Raw genomic sequence first — 21608 nt, forward strand, 5'->3', positions numbered from 1 at the left:
TGACCCGTGCAAACATTCCTTTGTTCAATTCATATAGGTGTGTTAAAAGGATTTGCTCGAAGGATGACGAATCCTAATGTTGAATAAGCGCAGAAATGATGAAAAATGGTCTTAATCTAAATGTTTAACATGGGTGAATTTGGTTTAATGGACAATGCAATTCCTGTTCTATATTCAGGTATTCGATTCATAGCACTTCGTTTATATATAACACTTATGATTCAGTCGCAATGGAGGAGGAACGTCACGTTGAGCACATCCTATGAGCAGCATGTGGAATATCCAAACCGGAAACGAATGGCGTGGCTTACGGCAGGGGCGGCACTTTTTGTGGCAGCCGGATTTTTTTTGATTTTTGATGGTTCCTCAGTTACGAATGATTCCATCCTTTCGGGTGTGATTGGTTTTCTTTCCATTTTGTTTTTCGGGCTATGTTTCTGCTACAGTCTGGTAAAGATGATTAAGAAGGAACCTTCTTTTGTGATCGATGAGGATGGATTCGTGGATGCATCTTCTTATACCGCAGGAGGAGCCGTGGCCTGGAGAGACGTTGAAAATATTTTTATGTATGAATTAATGGGACAGAAAATGATCGGGGTCAAACTACGGGACGAGAAAGCCTTCTTGGATCGCCAGAATGGGATGAAACGCAAGTTGATGACGGTCAACAGCAATATGGTCGATGCGACCATCAGCGTTGCCCAAAGTAGCCTCACATTGCCACTGGATCAATTGTATATCATGATGATGAGCCATTGGAGACATATAAATGATAGCATGATTCATGATTCGTATAGTCGTCGTTAGAGAGATCACGATGTCCATAGAGTCTTCAGAATGGAGGAATATAGATGATGCATGGTAATCCAACTCGCACGATTCTACTTCCAGATGGAACTGCCCTGCCTGCGATAGGACAAGGCACATGGAACATGGGAGAGAAGCAATCTAGCCGGGAAGAAGAAGTACGGGCACTGCGTTCCGGTATTGAACAGGGACTGACCGTAATTGATACAGCGGAGATGTATGCAGAAGGCGGGGCAGAAGTTGTTACGGGAAAGGCTATATCGGGCTATCGTGACGAAGTCTTTCTCGTATCCAAAGTATATCCCCATCACGCGGATCGCAAGCAGATGATTACAGCCTGTGAGCGAAGTCTCAAGCGCTTAGGAACAGATCGCCTGGATCTGTATCTGCTCCATTGGCGTGGAGGAGTGCCGCTTGAAGAGACGGTTCAGGCTTTGGAACAATTGAAGCAATCCGGTAAAATTCTGCGTTGGGGTGTATCGAACCTGGATACAAGGGATATGCAGGAGTTATGGAGCCTGCCTGAGGGTGCTCAATGTATGGTGAATCAGGTGTTGTACCATGCAGCCTCGCGTGGTATCGAACATGATCTGCTTCCCTGGATGCGGGAACGACGTGTTCCGGTCATGGCGTATTGTCCACTGGCCCAAGGTGGCAGACTTCGAAGTGAATTGTTGGAGCATCCAGTCATTCGAGAGATTGCACAGGGTCGAGGAGTCACGACTTCGCAGATTGCATTATCCTGGGTGATCAGAGACGGAGACGTACTGGCGATTCCCAAGGCGGTACAACTGAATCATGTGGCAGACAATGCAGCAGCAGTGAACATCGTTTTGACACCAGAGGAACTGACACGATTGAATGAGGCATTCCCTGCGCCTACAGGCAAGGTACCTTTAGATATCGTGTGAAATACGACTAATAAGTTATGCAGAGCAGATCTACACGATCTGCTCTTTTTTGTATGTACGCAGATAGCTGAAGTTTCTTCATCAACGTAGCGATATATATTTTAACAAATGGGCTTTACAACGCTATATCACTAGTGTACTATGTAACTAACACACCAGTACAGAGAGGAGCGAGAGCTTTGTGACTATGGAATTTGATAACAACTTACCGATCTATCTGCAGATCATGCAGTACATCAAGAGACAGATTGTGACCGGAACACTTCAGGCAGGTGACAAAATTCCTTCGGTTCGTGAACTCGCGGCTGAATTACAGATCAATCCAAATACAGTACAACGGACATTTCAGGAGCTTGAGCGGGAAGAAGTGGTCGAAACCAAACGGGGCTTGGGCAGATACGTAACCAGTGAGGAGCGGAAGATTATGACGATCAAAAAAGAGATGGCCGGTGAATTGCTGGAACGCTTTCTGACCGGAATGCAGGAACTGGGGATTGAAGAACAGGATATCTTATCGATCGTAGCCGATGCCGTTGCGGAAGGAAAGGGAGGAACAACGCATGAGTAACATCCTTGAACTGAACCAGATTAACAAGACATATGGCAATAAGAAAGCGCTCAGTAATATTACATTGGATATTGCACCAGGGCGAATCGTAGGTCTGCTGGGTAGCAACGGCAGTGGCAAGAGTACGCTCATGAAGCTGGTTGCAGGTTTGTTGCATCCTACCAGTGGAACGATTCAACTCACAGGCAAGCCTGTCGGTCTGGAGACGAAGTCGCTGGTTTCATTCATGCCGGATCGCCCATTGACCGAGAAGTGGATGAGAGTACGGGATGCGATTGCGTACCACCGCGATTTCTATGCGGATTTTGATGAAGAGAAGGCACGGGAGATGCTGGACTTCATGAATCTTGTCGAGAGTGACCGGGTACGGCATCTGTCGAAAGGGATGAATGAACGACTACAACTAACACTGGCGCTCTCTCGTAAGGCTCGTCTGTATTTGCTGGATGAACCTATTGGCGGAGTAGACCCGGTTGCGCGAGGCAAGATTCTGGATGCCATCGTCAAATTCTATGATGAAGACAGCAGTCTCATCATCTCCACGCATCTGGTGAATGATATCGAACGTATTTTTGATGAAGTCGTGTTTATTCGTGAGGGCGAACTGGTGATGCGTGAAGAAGTAGAAACGCTCCGTCTGAAATATGGAAAAAGTGTGGATGAGATGTTCAAGGAGGTCTATGCGGAATGATGACATTATTGAAGTATGACTTTAGAAGGAACTGGAATACACTGCTGGCTGGGCTAGTTATTTTGATTATCGCTCAAGTGGGGCTTTCCCTTTTCGTGTCTGAGGTCACAGGGATTGTGCTTGGCATTATGGGTTATGTTGGAGTTGGTGTGGCTATTTATGTGAAAATGATCAAAACATACACGTCCAATATCCGCTCTTATAATCGCCGCCTTTTGCCCGTAACGGGCCTGTCACATGTGTTGTCTCCTTTGATCTTTGGACTACTTTGCGGGTTGGGGTTAGTCATTATATTTACGACTCATGCTTACATCTATATTTCAATGAAGCTCAGAACGAACATGGCTAGCAATATTGATCTTTCGGGTCTGCACGTTTCGGATTATATTAGTGTGTTGCTGTTTGGCGCATGGGTTATGGTATTCATGACCGTCATTATCTTCCTTTCGATCTCGATTGCAGGCAGCTTCCGTTGGAGAACTGGGCCATGGATTGGAATCGTTGCATTCTTTGTCCTCGTTAATCTGCTTGGCTGGTTGGAAAATATGATTACGACTGGACGCTTCAGTCCAAATGAGATGTTCCGGTATACGGAAGAAAGTACAGGTATTGCAATCACAGCCAATGGTGTATTATGGTCGGACGGCATGTGGGGAAGCATTGTATTTGAAGTCATTGTGGCGATCATCTTGGTGTGGGCTACCATTTATCTGAACAACAAAAAAGTTGAAGTCTGATGACAGGATAACTTGAACAATGATGCGAGCAACCAAGGTTGCTCGTTTTTTTACATCCAGTAATAATCCACTTTTTGAATCCAATTCCATTAATTATACGTAAATAAAGATATAGTGTGCACTGGGTGTGAGATGAGGTTAAGAGAACGAAAGGGTACGTGAGGGAAAGGAGAAATCGTTATGGAATTATATTTCAGGGATAACTTTTTCAACGCAGGTTACACGGAGATTATGAATCCGAACCAGGAACAGGCCGGGCATCTGGATTTGAAAAGTGTCTTTGGCTCTTCGCTCGATGTATCGGATAACTCAGGATTGGTCTGCAGCGGCAAATTTCGCATGTTAACGAATCGTTGGGACATCACTTCAGCAGATGGGAGACATCTGGGTGTATTGAGGGCGAGGTTCAGTTTCTTTAGCAAAAAGTATGAATATGACGCAGGATCACGCGGAACGTATGATGTGTCTGCTCCAGCATTTTCGCAGGAATATGATATAAGTGGCAGTGGTGGCCGAGTCGTGGCAAGTTTCCGTCGTACCAGTGGCTGGTTCAGTTCAGGCGCATTTGTATTAGACAACCAGTCGGAACAACTGGACACGTATGAATTAATTGCAGTGGTCATGGGCGTGCATGCGATTAATAAAAGACGGAACGCGGCAGCTAGCAGTGGTGGAGCAACGTAGTGCAGGAGCGCATGCATACAAAAAAAGGTTTGGATGAGATCATCCAGACCTTTTTTTGTATATGGGTTTGCTTTTGAGCAATGGGTTACAGTTAACCCAATCTTACATCATCAATGACCATCGGCTTTCGCAAAAGGTTCCTCCTCGCGCTGGTGGTGCTGAGCTTCATTGGAGCGTTCGGAATACATATCAGGATCTTTTTCTGCATAACGGGCCAATGCTTTGGCAGCTGTCTCAGACATCCGCTCCCTCAGCACCGTGTGGTCAGCGATTCGAACCCGTTTGCCCAGAAAACGCATCTTGGATAAGACATAATCCATCTCATTCTGCGGAATGGTCAGCTCGATCCGATATGTCTGCTTGGCTTCCATGTACTCGACCTGTTTCTCGAAGCAGGAGAAGGCATAGAGGATTCGGGACAGCTCCTGATTGAACTCGGGCAGTACTTCGATGGTGATGGTCGTCTTACGTTTCTCCGTTATCGCAGCAATTCGGGCAGTGTAGCCCGAAGCGGTATCAGGATCAACCGGTTGGGCTTCCACGGTAACGATGCTGTGCAATTTGGTGGACATGAGCTTGTCGAAGCGAGGAGCATACCAGAGCACGTACCATTCTTTTTTGACCATGGAATACTCCAGTTTGTACGGGAAGCCAAATTCATCATGGCTCGTTCGTCCATTGCGGACGCGACCCGTCATTCGAAATCCTTGGTGATGCAAAATGATTAGCCGTAATTGTCTAAGCAGTGGGTGGGATACGCTATTTTCTTCGCTTTTGGCTTTTTCAGTCAGGTAATCCTGAAGGTTCAGGTCCTGCTCACCATTCAGCATGTTGTGCATTTTATCCAACGTTACAGGGCTAAGCGCTTCTCTCGCAGCTGGGTGATTCAGCATCATACGAAGCCAGCCCCGTTCCTGTGAGGTCCAGGTGAACAGTCCGGTTTCATTCAGTCGGGTCATCATCTGGTAATTGAACATCTTCTCGAACAGGTTCATAATATTCAGCAATCTCCTTCCATTCCTTGATCATCTCCTGGCGTAGTCTCTGAGGTGCGATGATTTCACAGCTTGAGCCAAAACTCCGTAACCACGGTTTGATCTCGGTGGTACCGTTGACCTGGATTTCGTAGAGAAAGGTATGGTCCGTTTCGGGTATGATCTTGCCCCATTGACCTTGCAGACGAACCCGATCCAGAATGAAGTTGCGCTGACCACGCTCCGGGTGGAAAAAGCGTGCTTGAACCGTCACGGTATTTCCCGTATCCACGAGCCAACTGTAACGACTGATGTCGGTCCATTGCTGCTTCAACTCGAGCATGTATTCTTCTTCTACTGAATCCTGTTCCTCAAGTTGGGTTATGCCTTCCATGCGGAATTTCACAAAGCCGCGGCGGCCCTGATATCCAATTACATACCAACGACCATACTGATGGTCATAAATCACTTCAAGGGGCACGATCCGGTTGGATCGACCATCTGCTTCCCGTTCAAAACGTGGATTCGTATTCTGTGAACTGTAGCTGGATGGTTTTTTCGGCGAATAGTACAGGAACTGCACACGTTTGCGCTGACGAATCGCACTAAGCAGCGTGTAGAGATGAGCTTCGTCCAGGATACGAGAATAATAGTGATACTTATAGATATAGGGTTCGGTAGCTTCTTCTTGCGGATAACTTGCCGTAATGGCTTTCTTCAGACTATCCCGCAATAAATATCCCTGAACGGAAGGAACCTGAGTGTTTGCCATCATATCCACAAAATCATATAACTCCAGCTGTTCCTCCACCGTTAATTCGGTAAGGACATCCTGTTGCAAGGCATATCGATATGGTCTGCCACCGGGCTCTTTCCGGATGACCCCAACCTCTTCCAGATACTTCAGATCGGAACGGATGGTTTTCTCGTCAGGTAACGCGAGTTCTTCCGGCAGATCAGCGCAGCAGGCGTCCAGCAGTTCCATCGCGGTCAGTGCTTTAAGTTGTAAGGTATGCAAAAGGACAGAGAGACGCTGAACTTCAGTCTCTTTCATCGACTTGGCGCGGAAGAGGAAGAGCAGCATGGGCTCAGCGGATTCTCCGTACTGGAAGCGGACGAGATCGGCCATTTCCCTGTTTGCTTCGGCACCTGAACGCTGGTCAGTGACAGTCTGCATTATTTCTTTTAGTCTGCGATTGGTTTTATCAAAGGTATGTACGGATATGCCAAGCCGCTCAGCATACTGTTTACGGTTATACGCACCGCTTGTTAGGGATAACATGCGTAAGAACTGAATTTCTTTGTCGAAGCTCTCTCTTGCCATGAACATTCACTCCTTGTTATCCCTTCATTGTAGCAGGATGAGTGGCAGGTTTCATTTTAAAGTTATGAAGATTGACTCCATTTCAGAAATTGAGTCGTCGTCATACTTCTGCCATGTTCGTGTGCAGATGTGTGAGGCATAATGAGGTTGTGAAGCGTGGCGGCAACAAGCGCTGTGGATCAAGGTTCCGAGGCGCCAGGGAGGGTTACTTCGACTGTTAATCGACCAGGTCGTTGGTTCGAATCCAATCGCCGCCGTACATGGCGGTGTAGCTCAGCGGTAGAGCGGGTATTATACCTTCCCACCTTTTTCCTCGGGACATTTTATTATGAAAGAACAGCAAATAGACTCACACCGGGAGGTCATGAGTGATGAGCAGAGCGAAACAATTATTTAATCAACCTCAGCCAACGACACGTAATCATGGGGGGTACCGAGCCTATGAGCGATTGGTGGAGGAACAATATATACAGATGTTGATGACCAATACATTGAACAATACGTTTTATGCAGATACCCAACAACTGATGGACGATGCGATGGTCAGTCATCAGGAGATGGCTGAGGTTGATGCAGGGTTTATGGCGCGGGCGCTGGTCTATGCTCGTAATGAAGGTTTGATGCGGTTACAGCCTCTATATGGGCTGGCACTGCTGTCCAAAGTGGACGCGGATCAGTTTGCAAAGGTGTTCTCTCAAGTCGTACAGACACCGGCTGATTTGGCTGATTTTTTGACCATTCTGAGAGGATTGGGACGGGGGCAGGGCGGCCGAGCGGTGAAGCGTCAGGTGAGTATCTTTTTGAACGGAATCAGCGAATACTGGGCCATCAAATACAACGGACGTGGGCGTGGATATAGTCTGGGCGATATGATCGCTACAGCACACCCTAAGCCAATAGATATGAAGCAGCAAGCCTTGTTTCGTTATTTGCGCGGGCAGGAGGCGGATCTTGCGGAACTGCCGCAGTTGCAGGCGCTGGAAAAGCTGAAAGCTACCCGCAACCCGGCAAGCCGGATGCATCTGATCGAGAAAGGCAAGCTCCCATATTCAGTGGTCACATCGATCATACAACCGACACGTACGGTGTGGGAGGCGTTAATGTTTCAGATGCCGACTTTTGCGTTGTTGCGCCATCTGAATGCAATGGATCGGGCGGGTGTTTTTGAAAAATCGAAAAATATGGATTATGTAACGGGCCGTCTAACGGATGCGGAGGCCTTGCGCAAATCGCGCATATTGCCTTTCCGATTCGCCAGTGCGTATGAAATGATTGCGAGGGAAGAACTGCGGGCTGCTTTGAGGCAAGCGGTGGAGCTATCCATTGGCAATCTGCCAACGCTTCCGGGAAGAACGGCTATTTTCCTGGATCGGTCGGGTTCCATGCAAGGGGATTATTTACGAATTGGTTCGGTGCTGGCACTGGCGCTTTATAAACAAACACGAGGTAACGCCCTGTTCTGGTTATTCGACCATATGGTTGAGGATGCTCGTCCGAAGATGAATGAAAGCATTCTTTCCCAAGCTCACCGGATTCGCGCACAAGGTGGAACAGACACGGGTCGACCAGTGCGGGAACTTCGGGATATCGGAGAAAAAGTGGATCAGATCATTATGATCACCGATGAACAGCAGAATGAAGGCAGCCCGTTATATGCTGAGCTTGAGCGATATCGTCGGATGATGAATCCGGAGCTGAAGGCATTTATTGTGGATATAGCACCTTATCGGCAGGCCATGGTACCGCCACGGGATGGCAAAACGTTTTACATCTACGGTTGGAGTGAAACGGTATTGACGTATATTGCTGAGACTGTGGCAGGCTATGATACACTCGCGGACCGGGTGAGAGCGATGGATATTTAATTTGGGGTATTTGGAGGCAACTGACATGACCTATGTTCATGAAGAAATGAAAGATACGATTAGACAACAGCTGAAGCAAATTGAACAGGAGGAGCAGGTACGGATTATCTATGCCTGTGAATCCGGCAGTCGGGCGTGGGGGTTTCCTTCACAGGATAGTGATTATGATGTGCGTTTCTTATATGTAAGACCGCTGGAGTGGTACTTGTCGATTGAGGATAAAAGGGATGTTATCGAACGCCCAATCAGTGATCAGCTCGACATCAATGGTTGGGATCTGCGCAAGGCGTTGAAGCTGTTTCGCAAATCCAATCCACCATTGCTGGAGTGGTTGCAGTCCCCCATTCAGTATGATGAACAATATAGCGTGGCACAGCATATCCGTGCATTGTCGCCTTTGACCTTCTCGCCCAAGTCCTGCATGTATCATTATCTGAATATGGCAAAGGGCAATTTTCGGGATTATTTACAAGGTGAGCGGGTCAAGATTAAAAAGTATTTCTATGTTCTTCGTCCCTTACTCGCTTGTGGTTGGATCGAACGTTATGATGCAATGCCACCGATGGCATTCGAAGAGCTGGTGCAAGAACTTGTACCTGCGACTTCACCGCTATATACGGAGATTCATGAATTGCTGCGCCGGAAAAAGGCGGGCGAGGAACTGGATCTCGAGCCGCAGTTGCCAGCAATCCAGGCTTTTTTGGCGGAGAAGATCGAATATTTTGACAGACTTGCCGGACAGATGGAGAATGAGCAGATTATTGAATTTGAAGAATTGGACCGGATTTTCCGTTTTGCATTGCAAGAGGTATGGAACTGAATCAAAGGAGGAGAACCGATGCATCTGATCTTAAAAGCAAGCGGCGCTGACGCGGGGGTTGTATCCCATTTGTTAGCGAAGAATCCGCTGAATATATATGACCGGGTAGACAAAGGCGTACGTGTAAGAATGGTGTACACCACGGCTACAGAGAACGAAACAGAAGTGCTGATTCATGCCGAGCCTGATCCTGTGGATCTGGTCAGAGGCACACCGGACGGGTATGACATTACGCAATATATCAATGATCGTGAGTTCGTGACCAGCAGCCTGTTCTGCTCCTACATACGTGCGGCGCTCGGGACGGCCCTGAATGGTAAGCCGAAGGAAGACTATGTGCAATGGGTAGGTCATGCTTTCGAGTTGGAACTGACCTTTGGCCCGGTGGCGTCCGATCTGCCGGATCGGGTTGTAGAGGAATTATTCTCGCCATTAGGCTACGCCGTTTCGGTGGAACGTGGAGAGCTATCGTATTCATTTGATCTGAAAAATAGAAGCACGGTTCGCCATATCATCCTGCGTGGACATAACACGGTACAACATGCACTGCGCCAGCTTTTTCTGCTGATTCCAGTACTGGATAACTACAAACATTATTTCATCAGTGAAGATGAGATCGATAAAATCAAACGATATGGTGAAGGGTGGCTGGATGCTCACCCACTGAAAGAACTCATTGTGAAGCGTACGCTGCGTTTTGCCGAATTGATACGGCAGTATGAGCGTCAAGAGGGTGCTTTGTCTGCGTATCTTGGACAGGAGAGCCGAATAGCTCAAGTCTTGGATACGGTTATTCAGGAGAATAACGTGGGACATCAGGAAGAAGGAGAACAAGAGCATCCTGGGGTCGAGTCCGATAGCGGGCAATCTGAACCTCCTGTGCGGTTAAACGAGTTGCGTTATCGTGCGATTACGGATGTGGTTGCAGCGTTACCAGTCAAACGGCGCATTGTGGATATGGGAGCGGGTGAAGGCAAGCTGTCCGCTCGCTTATCCTACATTCCCGATGTGGAGTCAATTCTGGCCGTTGAACCTTCAGGCCAGTCACGGCTTCGGGCCATGGAGCGCTTCGCGAAGCTCGAGGGTCGTTCTGGAGTGGTGGCTATGCCGGAACCGATCATCGGTTCACTTTTTTATTTTGACGAGCAGATGCAAAACCAGGACGTTATGATTCTATGCGAAGTCATTGAGCATATCGAGGAATATCGTCTGAACGGAATTATGGATACAATCATGAACGATTATCAGCCAGAAGTGCTGCTGGTCACTACACCGAACAAGGAATATAACGATGTGTATGCAATGGAGCAGGAAAGTTTCCGTCACCATGATCATCGCTTTGAGTGGACTCGTGCCGAGCTGGCTTCCCGGTGTGAGGAATGGACGCAGCACGGAAACTATGGCTATGAAATTAAGGGTATCGGTGAGCATGTAGAGGGCTATGGACAGCCTACCCAACTGGTCATTTTTGAGCGGAGAAAGGAGAGTCTATCATGAGGAAAGAAACGGAATCTAACGAAGTAGCGGGTGCAGGTAGAAGCCGGCAGAATCGGGAAAGTGGTTCGGAGGGAAGACAGCGGGAGATTCGTCTGCCCCAAGCAGGTATCGTCGTTCTCGTCGGCCCGTCCAACAGTGGTAAAAGTACGTTGCTAGATCGTCTCGTCGCAGAGAGCGTCATTCGCCGCACGGAAGCCGTCTCATCCGATCAATTCCGCATGCTGGTTGGAGATGATGAGTATGTGGATTGGAAACACCGTCCCCGCAGCGAAGCGGATGTGATCTATGCGGAGTATCAGCAAGTATCGGCCAAAGCATTTGAAGCGATGGAGGCGATGCTGGCCACCCGCTGCCGTCTGAACAAGCTGACCTGGGTCGATGCGACACATCTGTATCCCGAGGATCGCGAGCGTCTGATTCAGGTGGCAAGGAAGGCTCATGTGCCCGTGATTGCTGTGGTGCTGGATATCCCGGAAAAAGAACTGCTGGAACGTGATGCCCAGCGGGAGTATCCGCGTGGACGTCAACGGGTGAAGCAGCAGGTGCAGCAGTTCAAGCGTACATTACGCTCGATCCGTGAGGATGGCTTTGATGCCAGTTATGTGCTGAAGCAGCCGGATGAGATTACGTTTGTCCGCACATCCAATCCGCTGGTGACCGACATGGGTACAGGTATTGATATCATCGGAGATATTCACGGTTGTTATGATGAAATGATGGAATTAATCGTGCGCCTCGGATATGTGGACGAGGACGGAAGTGGCCTGTATCGTCACCCTGAAGGACGTAAATTGGTCTCCGTTGGTGACGTAACGAGCCGTGGTCCAGAGTCGTTACAATGTCTGTTGTTCTGGCAACGTCATTGTGCCGCCGAGCTCGCCTACATGATTGACAGTAATCACGGCTGGAAGATCGCACGTTATCTGGATGGTCGTGACGTTACGCTGAGTCATGGTGACGAACGGGTGGAGACGGAACTGCTACAGCTTGAGCAGGAGCAAGGTCAGGAGACAGCAAAGCGAGTACGTGCAGAGCTTAAGACCTTTCTGCTTGATGCACCATCTCATCTGGTCTTTTCCCGGAACGGGGTAAGACAGGTGGTTGTTGCACACGCAGGGATTCGAGATCATTTTATCGGAAAACAGTCCAAACGCATTCAGGATTACTGCCGGTATGGCGATGTGGAAGGGACGGATGAGCAAGGTCGGCCTGTACGCAAGGATTGGTATGTTGATCACAATTCGGGTGAATGCATCGTCTGGGGGCATGATCCCCGTCCATATCCTACGATTGTGAATGATACGGTCAACATTGATCAAGGTGTCGTTTTTGGTGGTATGCTTACTGCTTGGCGAATGCCAGAACGTGAGGCCGTCAGTGTTCCGGCCAAGCAGGATTATGCGGCAGATCCGGATAGTCCTTTAAAGCGCTGGGAACAGCGGCGTTTTGCGCCGCCCAACATACGTAAATTCAAGGAGGGTTTCACGGTTCAGACAGCATCCAAACTTGATGTGTCTGTGCATGGTGAGGTGGCGAAGACGGCGATTGATACGTTTTCCCATTATACTGTTCCGCTGGAAGAACTGACCTACATCCCGCCTACGATGAGTCCACCGCCGAGTGTATGTTCTGTAGAGGGATACCTGGAGCATCCACAGGATGCATTCCAGTATTATCGCTCGCAGGGCGTTACCCGTATGGTTGCCGAGAAGAAACACATGGGCAGCCGGGCCATTTTGCTTCTTTTCCGCGATGAGCAAGCTGCGGTGCAGCGAGTGGGCCGACCGATGCTGGGGAACATTGTGACCCGGACGGGCCGATCCTTTTTTGACCCTTCGACAGAGCAGGATGTGCTCTCAAGGTTACATGCGGATTTGACCGCAGATGGTTACTTCGATCGTCATCAGACAGAGTTCGTACTGCTCGATGCCGAGATTGTACCTTGGAATCTGAAGGCGCGTGAGCTGATTGCTTCACAATATGCACACGTGGCCGAAGCCTCGCTCATGGATCGCTCTACGATGCTGGACAAACTGCGCGAAGCTGAAGCGGCAGGTCGGAATGTAGATGAGTGGTTGCAGGAGACAGCAGGAAAACTTGCCAATGCCGAGACGTTCCGCGATGTATTCCAGAAATACTGCTGGGATGTGGAGGATATCGGGGACATTCGGATTGCACCGTTCCACACACTGGCACATAGCACGGGAGCATTTTGGGAGCAAACACATGAATGGCATATGGAGCAGAACCGTGAGTTCGCTCGCATGTCGACCCTGATGATGGAGACGGAATATCGTGTGATTGCAAGTGAGGCAGATGAAGCGGATGTCATTCATTGGTGGGATGCGATTACGGCGGAAGGACATGAGGGGATTGTAATCAAACCGGAAACGTTCCGCGCCTGGAATAGCAACAAAATCATCCAACCTGCGATTAAAGTACGAGGACGTGCATATTTGCACATCATCTATGGGATGGATTACCTGGCACCCGAGAATCTGTCCCGACTTCGTAAACGCAAAACATCCAAAAAAGAACGCCACGCCTTAATGGAGAGTGCGTTGGGGATGGAGGGGATTGAGCGCTTTATACGTAGAGAGCCAGTGGAACGAATTCATGAATGCGTACTGGCAACGCTATCGCTGGAGTCGGAGAGAGTGGACCCGCGTTTGTAGATTGTTATGTGCAAAAAAAATGATGATGAAGCTGGTTCGGAGTTAATCCGAACCGGCTTATTTGGCGTATAAACTTCGTTAAAGCAAGTTCCTTATCAGGCCTGTTTGCTTTGTACTGCAACGTTTGACATGATCTGGATTAGTTTGTATGTGCAACCGCGCGAATCTCAATCAGTTGATGAGGGAAGGCGAGTCCTGAGGTCCCGACCATCGTGACCGCCGGACGATGAGTACCCATATACTCTTTGTACACGGCGACACATGCCTCAAGATGCTCCTGCGGGTGGACCAGAAAAATCTCCAGTTCAGCAATGTTCGACTTGGTCACATCGAATCCTGCGAGCACACGATCCAAGTTATCCAGTGTCTGGCGAACCTGTGCTTCAATATCATCCACACCAATAAATGTCCCCTGCATATCATGCGAAAATTGTCCTGCAATGTAGATCATACCGTTAACGCTGTATCCCTGTGCGACGCTAAATGCTTCTTCCCACGGTACACCGTGGCTATAGATTTGAGCTGCAGTCATATGTTTCTCTCCTTTGGAATTCAAAATAAGGTTAGGGTAAGTATAAACGGAGAAAAACGACTTGGGCAGTACGCACTTTCATGACAGTGACTATCCGGAAGGATAGCGTCAATACGTTGTTTGTGAGCCTAACGACTCATTGAAGAGAATCTTTACATTAGGATATTTAATTTAGGTATAACTAACTTAAGTCCTATATCCTTCCACTAGAATCTGGGTAATAATTATAGTAGGCAAGTGATTAATGGAATCTCATCACGTAACGATAGGAGGTAACCTGTATGGCATCCATGATTCTGCTGGTGAAACAGACGGAGGACGATGAGAAGGTTATTTATCGATTCGGACCGAATGAGCGAAAGATGGGGCTCATTGAGATGAATAAGATCAAGGAAAGTGTGAAGGAGCTGGAACCTGTCCAGGTGGATGGGGTAAGCCCGAGTTTTTTCTTTAACCGAGCCGCGCAGCGACTGGTACGATGTTTATTCAGGGAAGGCGGCAAGTTCCCGGAACGAACGACGTTTGAATCATAGTTTTAACACTCAAAAAAACAAGCCCACAACCCTGCTCATGGGTCATGGACTTGTTTTTTTTATTTCAGAACGTTTTGGCATAAGAGATTAGTGCCGTAATTGTAATGATGTTCAAGAGCGTTGAGATTAGTACTGTCTGGGCTGCAAAATCCGGTTCGTTATCATATTCTTCCGCGAGGATGGATGCGTTGACACCGGTCGGCATACCCGAAGCGATAATGAGTGCCTGTGCAGCGATGCCTTCCAATCCAAGCAGTAGCACAATTGAAATACCGATGGCGGGGCCAATAAGGAGACGCAAAAATGTGCTAATATACACATCAAGACGGTATAGCCGGATCGGATATTTTACAATCTGTGCCCCGAGTGTCAACAGCGCCACGGCAACCATACTTTGCTGCGCATAGGTCAGCGGCATGGACAGGAACGTAGGCAAGGGAACCTTCCACATGTGAAACAGAATCCCCAGCAAGAGCGCATACGGAACGGGCATTTTAAGAAATCCAATAATCACCGCACGATAATTACCTTTGAGCTTCGCGCCCTGAATGGACAACACGCCATAGGTGAACGTTAGCAATGCCTGTAAAGACATGACCAGCGCTTGGATGGAAGAGGCCAGTGGATCGCCGCGGAATACCAGTGCATTGATGGGCAGTCCATAGTTGCCTGCGTTATCCAGCATGATGCTGTTGTTGAAGGCAGCCTTCATGCCTTTATTCATCTTAAGTGAGCGCGCAAATACAGAACCTACAATATAGAGAATTAATACATATATTGCGTAAAATAATGTCACAGTCCCAAGCAGTTCGCCGGACATATCCGAGTGATACATGCTCATAAAGACGGCTGCGGGGGTAATACAATAGAAATTGATTTTGGCGAGCGTGTACAAGTCCAGCTTGAACACCTTTTGCATCCAGGACCCGACGGCGATCAGGAGAAAGACGGGCAGGACGACTTCAAGCATGATGTCTGCAATCATCAGTTTCAGCTTCCTTTTTCATGAAAATTTCAATCCGATTTCGAAAATGCTTTGCTTATTATATCATTTTATACACAGTTGAAAGTGTGAATTGGCTAAAAAAGATAAGGGGGCTTCCATTATGATTCCAGATCATCTGGATGTTGGTTTATCGATATTGTTTATCGGATTTAATCCGAGCATTACGTCTGGAGAGACAGGTCATCATTATGCTTACAAAGGAAACCGGTTCTGGCGCATCCTTGAACGGTCGGGATTAACCCCGCGCTTATATGATGCACAGGAGGATGGAGAGTTGCTGAAGTTGGGGTATGGATTCACGAATATTGTGGCCCGGCCCACCAGAGGTGTAGAAGATATTACGAAGGAAGAGTACGCCGAAGGACGACAGATTTTACGGCAAAAGCTGGAGAAGTACCGACCGGACATTGCCTGTTTTGTTGGAAAAGGTGTGTACACCCAGTACAGCAAGCGCGCCAAAGTGCAATGGGGATTTCAGGACGACCCGGTCGTCAAGGAAATTCAGGAGTTCGTCGCTCCATCGTCCAGTGGACTCGTGCGCATGTCGATGGATGAGATTGTGGCGATCTATGCACAGCTTGCTGATTTTGTCACGGAGAAGAACGGGGAAAATGATAGGTAAGAAAGACAGGAGAGATAAGAGGTAGCAGGAAGAGGCGATGACGGATATGTTGGTATGCAGAGTTCACCCAGTCGGCTTTGTCGATAGGGCGAATTCTTTTTTTTGGATAAAGTGAGAGGTTTCGGGAACGGCTTCCGTCTATATAGTACAGAACCATGCATGGAAGCTGTAGAGAAGGGGGATTACATGACTCAACAGATACCGGAGGAGGAGCTTATTCAGCGCATTGTTGCAGGGGATAAGCAGTTGTTCTCCGTGCTTGTGGATCGATATAAAAATAAAGTCTACGGCATCATGCGCGGAATGGGCGCGAGTCATCCGGATGCACAGGATCTCGCTCAGGATACGTTTATTCGTATCTATCGTTATCTCCCGTCGAGGCGGGAGGGAAGTCGTTTCTCGTCGTGGGTGTACACCATTGCGGTGAATCGAATGCGGGATTTTATGCGGGAAAAGAAACCCGTCATGTCTCCGGTTGATCAAGTGATCGAACCTGTCAGTAATGAACCACCGGAAAAACGTGTGCTGCATAAGGAGATGCAGCGTGAAATATATCGACAGCTCGAACAGTTACCTGAATCGTATCGCCTGGTGTTGTTACTGAAGTACACAAACGAGTTGAGCTATGAAGAGATTGCGGATATTACAGGCATGAGTTCAACCAAAGTGCGCAACGCCCTTTATCGCGGGAAAAAGACGCTGAGGAAGCAAATGGAACGCAAAGGAGGTTTAGCTACGTATGAAGCCTATTTCAAGGGATGAGGATCGGTTGTGGGAAGAGCATTTGTATCGAGAGGAGCCGGATGCGGATTTCACGATTAAGGTCATGCAGAAGCTGGATGGCGTGTCCATGGAAAGTGGGGAAGCTGAGCATCCATTCGTGAAAAAATCCATGAGAGCGCATTGGATGCGCCGAACTGTAATCGCCGCAGCGGCTGTTGTGATCCTTGCCGGAGGGGCATGGTTTGCATTTGATCGAACAGCAGAGCCAGCACAACCCGTGGTAAATGCTGTGGATCAGCGGCTTCCCGACATACCCGTACCACAAGAGATAAGATCTGCTTATCTGACGGACGATTACAAACGTCTGAAACCACTTGATCTTGTAATTAACCCGAATATTCAAATTGTAGATCAGGGGTATACGCTCAAGATTAGCGATGTCCTAGTGGATCGTTCACAAATTATTATTATAACAGAACAAAGCGACCCTAAAGGCAGCGCGATACCGGCTATTTATCTGGATGCGGGAAGAATTCATGTTACAGATGAAAAAGGGAACAGTGTTGCTTCCATGGCTGTAGATACGAGACTTAGCAGTAGTAAGTATCAAAGGTTTGTATTCCAACTGAATGATGATATTCCAGATCACGTATTTGTACGGGGGGAATTAAGTTATTTAAAAATCCCTGATTATTATAATGCTGCTACTGGGGAAATTACAGCAAGTAATACAACAGTGGATTGGAGTTTCCAATTCAACATCGATATGACCAAAGCCAAATTAATGGCTGTTGAGGCTCCCATGGACAACACCTACACCACTCCTGAGGGCTTGAAATTGGATATGACACAGCTTGTACGTACGCCAAACGGGACCCGCCTTGACATGAACATCAGTCTGGATGGTCAACTTCGTGCCAAAGTCGGAGAGAATTGGGCGGATGATATGGACTTAATGTATCATATCGAAATTCCGGAAACGAATGAGTATCGAATTTTTAATGAGAACAGACCCAATGCCCGTCAAGCCAAATTTCGGTTCCGAGATATGAGTAAACTGAGTGAGAATAATGATGGTCAGATGAGGCTTTCTGAAACATGGGACCCTGCTTACGTTACGGTGGATGCGAAGAAGATTCACTTTGTCCTGGATGGCTACACCATCCCGGTGTGGGAGGAGAAGTCCGTGGAAGTGGATTTGGAAAAGATGCGTAAGGACGCTGAATTCTACACCTACGTACTAAAGTTTGAACAATTTGGAGATGAAATTTTATTTTCTAAATACAATTATTGGCCAGTGCAGCAATCATTAAAGCTACCTGAAGGAAACTTTGAAGGGCCCTCTTCTCTTGTTTTGGAGGGAGTAGGGACATTCCAAAATGAGATTAATGGAGATCAATGGGTGGCTATAGATCATGAAGGAAAGGAGTATCCCGTTGAAGTGATGGGAACTACGGATCAGCCTAATAAAAACGAAGAATATATCGTAGGTGATCTCAGGTTGATTATCCATGGTTTTAAAAAAGAAAATGGAACGAAATTCACTTTGAAACGAACTGCAGTTAACCGAGAGTATCGTGATGTGAATTGGGAAGTGGACCTTCCGTCGTACGATAGCCTGCCTTGGCTAAAATAACCACTAGTACAATTCTCAGCCATGAAGTAAATGAAATCTTGAATGGGTGACGTAAGTATGGAATAACAGATTGGATTCTGGATGTGTAGATAGACATATAAGGTATACGAAAAAGGCTCTGCATAATGATATGCGGGGCCTCTTTCATATGGTTCAGATTGAGAATGGAAGCAAGTAACCAATAAATGTTTCTATCCGAAGAGAGCTTACATATGCTTTCCAAATTATGCCGATTCCCTTGGAATCAACGTGGTCGATAACATAACGGTTTCTTTCGGTGTCCCCGGGCGTTCGATCCGGCGTTGCAAAGCCTCGACAGCACGCTGCCCAAGCTCCTCTTTGCACAGATTAACCGTGGTTAGGGGCGGGGATGACGTAACCGCAGAGTGTACGTTGTCGATACCGATCACAAGGCAATCTTTAGGCGTGGAGATGCCCATCTCCTGTAATTTGTGCATCCACTGCAAGGCGATATCGTCATTAACACCAATCCAAGCATCGGGACGTTCGTCATCTGGCATGTTTTGAATGGTGGTAGCCAACTGGTTAACCCACTCCCCGTTCTCATAGGGAATATTCCATTCTCTGAAGCTGGTCGTATGACTGGTATCCACATGGAAATGGTTCAAAGCCAACTCAATCCCGATCCTCCGCTGCGCGAAGCTCGCAGCACGACCATCATCTGTGATGAGGCCGATCCGTCGGCAATTCATGGACATTAAATATCTCGCCACGGTGATGCCAGCTTCCAGATTATCATGGCTGATCGTATCACAATTCAGCAGGGGCTCCTGATGATCTACCAGAATAATAGGCCGCCCCGTCTGAGAGAGCCGTTGCAGAACCGTATGAGGAAAAGCCCCCATGACAATAATCCCGGCACAACGTTCCCAATCCAAGTGAGGGGCAATAGCTTTTTCGGGAGAGGTGTTCTCGTCCGTCACTCCGAGTGAGGGAGATACAATGGCATGATGCCAACCACGCTCATTACAGGCGGATATCATGCCGGACAGGACACGTTGCCAGTAGTGGGGTTCACCACGGTTAAGCTGATTCATGCATATGAGAGCAAACGGTGGATCGGACGGATCTGCATGGTTTGCAGCAGCAGGACTATTGCTAGCCCCCGGAGTACTTTGGCGATATCCCAAAGCCCGAGCGAGTTCCAGTACCCGTGCTCGTGTTGCTTCACTAACGCCCGTCTTTCCACTGAGTGCGCGGGAGACGGCATATTTGGATAATCCGAGCTGGTCAGCCAGCGTCTGAATGGATACTTTGCGTGACATATCATTACTCCTTCATTTGACGATCATCTTCTGACACAGTACACTTACAGATAATAATGTTATTATAATTTATCATAACAAAAATAACAATAGAGTGATAAGGAGACGACATCCATGGAACAGTTCAGATTACCGAAAATCCCTATGCCACAACTGGAATTGCCGCAAGCTGTGCAGGATATTCTGACTGAGGCGGACGAGCGTTTGCAACATCGGCCGAGATTGCTGGCTCAGTTTCGCAATTGTTTTCCGAATACACTGGAAACGACCACAAAGCTGCTCGATGATGGGACAACCTTTGTAATTACAGGGGATATTCCCGCGATGTGGTTAAGAGATTCGGTAGAACAGGTCATGCATTATGTTCCGCTTGCGAAGGATGACGAGAAGTTGCAGCGTATCATCGGAGGCCTGATCAAACGGCATACGCTCTATATTGATAAGGATATCTATGCTAATGCATTCAATGAAACGGCGAATGGATGGCATTGGGATGCCAATGATGAGACGGAGATGTCACCTTGGGTGTGGGAACGGAAGTTTGAACTGGATTCTCTTTGTTTCTCCATGAAGCTGGCCTATACATATTGGCGGGAGACGGAACTCACGGATATATTCGATGAGCGCTTCAAGAAAGTGATGGAGAGTATCGTTCAACTATGGGAGACAGAACAGCATCACGCAGAGCAATCAACTTACCGGTTCATGCGTCGCAATTGTCCGGCCCATGATACGCTTCGTAATGAAGGGTTGGGAATGCCCGTGAATTATACGGGCATGATCTGGTCCGGATTTCGTCCGAGTGATGATGCCTGTGATTTTCATTATAATATTCCAGCGAATATGTTTGCTGCGGTAACCTTGCGGCAGATGGGGGAGATCGCGAAGTGGGTGTTCCGCGATGAACAGCTGGTAAGCCGGATGGCTCGTTTGGAAGAAGAAATACGACACGGTATCTCTCTTTACGGTACTTATCGTCATCCAGAGTATGGGCAGATTTATGCTTATGAGACGGACGGTTACGGCAACTTTTGTCTGATGGATGATGCGGGCACACCTGGGCTGATGTCCATTCCATATGTGGAGTATGCTTCGATTGAAGACAGAGTGTATCAGAACACACGTCGATTTATTTTGTGTAAGGAAAATCCGTTCTACTATGAGGGGAAGGTAGCGAAAGGCATTGGTAGCCCGCACACCCCTCCGGGATACATCTGGCACATGGCGCTATCCATGCAGGGGCTCACCGCAGACAATGACGAGGAGATGCTGGCGATGATTGAATTGCTGGAAAACACGGATGCGGGTACCGGATATATGCATGAGGGTTTCCACGCCGATGATCCAAACACGTTCACCAGACCATGGTTTGCTTGGTCCAACAGCCTGTTCTCGCAGTTGGTGTATAAGGCAATGAAGAAAGGAATTCTATAAAAGATACATTATAAAAAAAGAGTTCTTACTGCTCGTGAAGCAGCCGTTCCGGTTACGAATCGTTCTTTTGATCGCTGTTATCCCCGGATTTCTTGATCGACTTTTGTAAAGTCGAAATCCGGTGATCAGCGTATGCTTCCGATGCAGCTTTCTTTCAGAAAGCTTTTAGGCGACCGCTTCGTTTCTTCAGAATCGATTTCGTCCCCTGCACTACGTTGCGTTTAATCAGAAACTTTTTTTGTACCTTGTATAGGAAAAGGAAGTAGGTAAAAACAAGAAAGCC

20 protein-coding genes are annotated in these 21608 nt (G+C 47.8%); 15 read left to right on the top strand and 5 right to left on the bottom strand.

Going from position 1 to position 21608, the window contains the following annotated elements; translation table 11 throughout:
• The first annotated feature begins 249 nt into the window (after window positions 1-249).
• The 6 genes from NYE45_RS05455 (at window position 250) to NYE45_RS05480 (ending at window position 4398) form a co-directional block, all read left to right on the top strand.
• Complete coding sequence (locus NYE45_RS05455) at window positions 250-807, top strand: STM3941 family protein (RefSeq protein ID WP_340015938.1); 558 nt, start codon at window positions 250-252, stop codon at window positions 805-807.
• A gap of 44 nt (window positions 808-851) precedes the next feature.
• Entirely contained in the window at window positions 852-1718 is an 867-nt protein-coding gene (locus tag NYE45_RS05460) for an aldo/keto reductase (RefSeq protein WP_340015939.1), read from the top strand.
• A gap of 181 nt (window positions 1719-1899) precedes the next feature.
• Window positions 1900-2286, top strand: a complete 387-nt coding sequence (locus NYE45_RS05465; RefSeq protein WP_026081254.1) for a GntR family transcriptional regulator — start codon at window positions 1900-1902, stop codon at window positions 2284-2286.
• On the top strand, window positions 2279-2977 hold the full coding sequence (locus tag NYE45_RS05470; protein ID WP_340015940.1) for an ABC transporter ATP-binding protein: 699 nt from the start codon (window positions 2279-2281) through the stop codon (window positions 2975-2977). Before NYE45_RS05465 ends, NYE45_RS05470 begins: the two co-directional genes overlap by 8 nt.
• Window positions 2974-3714 carry a hypothetical protein gene (locus NYE45_RS05475; protein WP_340015941.1) on the top strand — a complete coding sequence of 247 codons (741 nt, stop codon included), beginning with the start codon at window positions 2974-2976 and terminating at the stop codon, window positions 3712-3714. Before NYE45_RS05470 ends, NYE45_RS05475 begins: the two co-directional genes overlap by 4 nt.
• A gap of 180 nt (window positions 3715-3894) precedes the next feature.
• The gene (locus NYE45_RS05480; protein ID WP_340015942.1) at window positions 3895-4398 is read left to right on the top strand and encodes a hypothetical protein; all 504 of its coding nucleotides are present in this window, start codon (window positions 3895-3897) and stop codon (window positions 4396-4398) included.
• 110 nt (window positions 4399-4508) lie between these two features.
• Here the strand turns inward: NYE45_RS05480 and NYE45_RS05485 are convergent, their stop codons facing one another.
• Both NYE45_RS05485 and NYE45_RS05490 read right to left on the bottom strand, forming a co-directional pair.
• On the bottom strand, window positions 4509-5393 hold the full coding sequence (locus NYE45_RS05485) for a WYL domain-containing protein (protein ID WP_340015943.1): 885 nt from the start codon (window positions 5391-5393) through the stop codon (window positions 4509-4511).
• The gene (locus tag NYE45_RS05490; protein WP_340015944.1) at window positions 5341-6696 is read right to left on the bottom strand and encodes a WYL domain-containing protein; all 1356 of its coding nucleotides are present in this window, start codon (window positions 6694-6696) and stop codon (window positions 5341-5343) included. Before NYE45_RS05490 ends, NYE45_RS05485 begins: the two co-directional genes overlap by 53 nt.
• Before the next feature lie 371 nt (window positions 6697-7067).
• Between NYE45_RS05490 and NYE45_RS05495 the strand changes: the two genes are divergently transcribed.
• The 4 genes from NYE45_RS05495 to NYE45_RS05510 are packed head-to-tail and all read left to right on the top strand — an operon-like array spanning window position 7068 to window position 13553.
• Window positions 7068-8561, top strand: coding sequence for a TROVE domain-containing protein (locus NYE45_RS05495; protein ID WP_340015945.1), 1494 nt, complete (start codon window positions 7068-7070; stop codon window positions 8559-8561).
• Between the two features lie 25 nt (window positions 8562-8586).
• Window positions 8587-9381 carry a nucleotidyltransferase domain-containing protein gene (locus NYE45_RS05500; protein WP_340015946.1) on the top strand — a complete coding sequence of 265 codons (795 nt, stop codon included), beginning with the start codon at window positions 8587-8589 and terminating at the stop codon, window positions 9379-9381.
• Between the two features lie 18 nt (window positions 9382-9399).
• Window positions 9400-10878, top strand: coding sequence for a 3' terminal RNA ribose 2'-O-methyltransferase Hen1 (locus NYE45_RS05505; protein WP_340015947.1), 1479 nt, complete (start codon window positions 9400-9402; stop codon window positions 10876-10878).
• Window positions 10875-13553, top strand: coding sequence for a polynucleotide kinase-phosphatase (locus tag NYE45_RS05510; protein ID WP_340015948.1), 2679 nt, complete (start codon window positions 10875-10877; stop codon window positions 13551-13553). Before NYE45_RS05505 ends, NYE45_RS05510 begins: the two co-directional genes overlap by 4 nt.
• A gap of 139 nt (window positions 13554-13692) precedes the next feature.
• Here the strand turns inward: NYE45_RS05510 and NYE45_RS05515 are convergent, their stop codons facing one another.
• The gene (locus tag NYE45_RS05515; RefSeq protein ID WP_340015949.1) at window positions 13693-14085 is read right to left on the bottom strand and encodes a RidA family protein; all 393 of its coding nucleotides are present in this window, start codon (window positions 14083-14085) and stop codon (window positions 13693-13695) included.
• Between the two features lie 281 nt (window positions 14086-14366).
• Here NYE45_RS05515 and NYE45_RS05520 point away from each other — a divergent pair, with 281 nt between their 5' ends.
• Window positions 14367-14618 (top strand): hypothetical protein, encoded by a 252-nt coding sequence (locus tag NYE45_RS05520; protein ID WP_062832925.1) that lies wholly within the window; start codon window positions 14367-14369, stop codon window positions 14616-14618.
• A gap of 64 nt (window positions 14619-14682) precedes the next feature.
• Here the strand turns inward: NYE45_RS05520 and NYE45_RS05525 are convergent, their stop codons facing one another.
• Window positions 14683-15603: an AEC family transporter gene (locus NYE45_RS05525; protein WP_062832926.1), complete on the bottom strand. Its 921-nt coding sequence runs from the start codon at window positions 15601-15603 to the stop codon at window positions 14683-14685.
• A gap of 121 nt (window positions 15604-15724) precedes the next feature.
• Here NYE45_RS05525 and NYE45_RS05530 point away from each other — a divergent pair, with 121 nt between their 5' ends.
• From NYE45_RS05530 to NYE45_RS05540, 3 genes are all read left to right on the top strand, one after another.
• Window positions 15725-16246, top strand: a complete 522-nt coding sequence (locus NYE45_RS05530) for a mismatch-specific DNA-glycosylase (RefSeq protein ID WP_340015950.1) — start codon at window positions 15725-15727, stop codon at window positions 16244-16246.
• Between the two features lie 186 nt (window positions 16247-16432).
• Window positions 16433-17008, top strand: a complete 576-nt coding sequence (locus NYE45_RS05535) for an RNA polymerase sigma factor (protein ID WP_340015951.1) — start codon at window positions 16433-16435, stop codon at window positions 17006-17008.
• Window positions 16986-18605 carry a hypothetical protein gene (locus NYE45_RS05540; protein WP_340015952.1) on the top strand — a complete coding sequence of 540 codons (1620 nt, stop codon included), beginning with the start codon at window positions 16986-16988 and terminating at the stop codon, window positions 18603-18605. Before NYE45_RS05535 ends, NYE45_RS05540 begins: the two co-directional genes overlap by 23 nt.
• A gap of 224 nt (window positions 18606-18829) precedes the next feature.
• Here NYE45_RS05540 and NYE45_RS05545 read toward each other — a convergent pair whose 3' ends face one another.
• Window positions 18830-19891: a LacI family DNA-binding transcriptional regulator gene (locus tag NYE45_RS05545; protein ID WP_340015953.1), complete on the bottom strand. Its 1062-nt coding sequence runs from the start codon at window positions 19889-19891 to the stop codon at window positions 18830-18832.
• A 114-nt stretch (window positions 19892-20005) separates the two neighbouring features.
• On the opposite strand from NYE45_RS05545, the gene NYE45_RS05550 reads away from it, so the two are divergent.
• On the top strand, window positions 20006-21325 hold the full coding sequence (locus NYE45_RS05550) for a glycoside hydrolase family 125 protein (protein ID WP_340015954.1): 1320 nt from the start codon (window positions 20006-20008) through the stop codon (window positions 21323-21325).
• The last annotated feature ends 283 nt before the right edge of the window (window positions 21326-21608 follow it).

The sequence above is a fragment of the Paenibacillus sp. FSL K6-1318 genome (assembly GCF_037976905.1).
GTDB lineage: Bacteria > Bacillota > Bacilli > Paenibacillales > Paenibacillaceae > Paenibacillus > Paenibacillus amylolyticus_A.

What these genes read in the sequence shown, in the direction of transcription:
- NYE45_RS05460 (WP_340015939.1), top strand. Translation starts at nt 852, where the DNA reads ATGATGCATGGTAATCCAACTCGCACGATTCTACTTCCAGATGGAACT.
- NYE45_RS05470 (WP_340015940.1), top strand. Translation starts at nt 2,279, where the DNA reads ATGAGTAACATCCTTGAACTGAACCAGATTAACAAGACATATGGCAAT.
- NYE45_RS05475 (WP_340015941.1), top strand. Translation starts at nt 2,974, where the DNA reads ATGATGACATTATTGAAGTATGACTTTAGAAGGAACTGGAATACACTG.
- NYE45_RS05480 (WP_340015942.1), top strand. Translation starts at nt 3,895, where the DNA reads ATGGAATTATATTTCAGGGATAACTTTTTCAACGCAGGTTACACGGAG.
- NYE45_RS05485 (WP_340015943.1), bottom strand. Translation starts at nt 5,393, where the DNA reads ATGAACCTGTTCGAGAAGATGTTCAATTACCAGATGATGACCCGACTG.
- NYE45_RS05490 (WP_340015944.1), bottom strand. Translation starts at nt 6,696, where the DNA reads ATGGCAAGAGAGAGCTTCGACAAAGAAATTCAGTTCTTACGCATGTTA.
- NYE45_RS05495 (WP_340015945.1), top strand. Translation starts at nt 7,068, where the DNA reads ATGAGCAGAGCGAAACAATTATTTAATCAACCTCAGCCAACGACACGT.
- NYE45_RS05500 (WP_340015946.1), top strand. Translation starts at nt 8,587, where the DNA reads ATGACCTATGTTCATGAAGAAATGAAAGATACGATTAGACAACAGCTG.
- NYE45_RS05505 (WP_340015947.1), top strand. Translation starts at nt 9,400, where the DNA reads ATGCATCTGATCTTAAAAGCAAGCGGCGCTGACGCGGGGGTTGTATCC.
- NYE45_RS05510 (WP_340015948.1), top strand. Translation starts at nt 10,875, where the DNA reads ATGAGGAAAGAAACGGAATCTAACGAAGTAGCGGGTGCAGGTAGAAGC.
- NYE45_RS05515 (WP_340015949.1), bottom strand. Translation starts at nt 14,085, where the DNA reads ATGACTGCAGCTCAAATCTATAGCCACGGTGTACCGTGGGAAGAAGCA.
- NYE45_RS05520 (WP_062832925.1), top strand. Translation starts at nt 14,367, where the DNA reads ATGGCATCCATGATTCTGCTGGTGAAACAGACGGAGGACGATGAGAAG.
- NYE45_RS05525 (WP_062832926.1), bottom strand. Translation starts at nt 15,603, where the DNA reads ATGATTGCAGACATCATGCTTGAAGTCGTCCTGCCCGTCTTTCTCCTG.
- NYE45_RS05530 (WP_340015950.1), top strand. Translation starts at nt 15,725, where the DNA reads ATGATTCCAGATCATCTGGATGTTGGTTTATCGATATTGTTTATCGGA.
- NYE45_RS05535 (WP_340015951.1), top strand. Translation starts at nt 16,433, where the DNA reads ATGACTCAACAGATACCGGAGGAGGAGCTTATTCAGCGCATTGTTGCA.
- NYE45_RS05540 (WP_340015952.1), top strand. Translation starts at nt 16,986, where the DNA reads ATGAAGCCTATTTCAAGGGATGAGGATCGGTTGTGGGAAGAGCATTTG.
- NYE45_RS05545 (WP_340015953.1), bottom strand. Translation starts at nt 19,891, where the DNA reads ATGTCACGCAAAGTATCCATTCAGACGCTGGCTGACCAGCTCGGATTA.
- NYE45_RS05550 (WP_340015954.1), top strand. Translation starts at nt 20,006, where the DNA reads ATGGAACAGTTCAGATTACCGAAAATCCCTATGCCACAACTGGAATTG.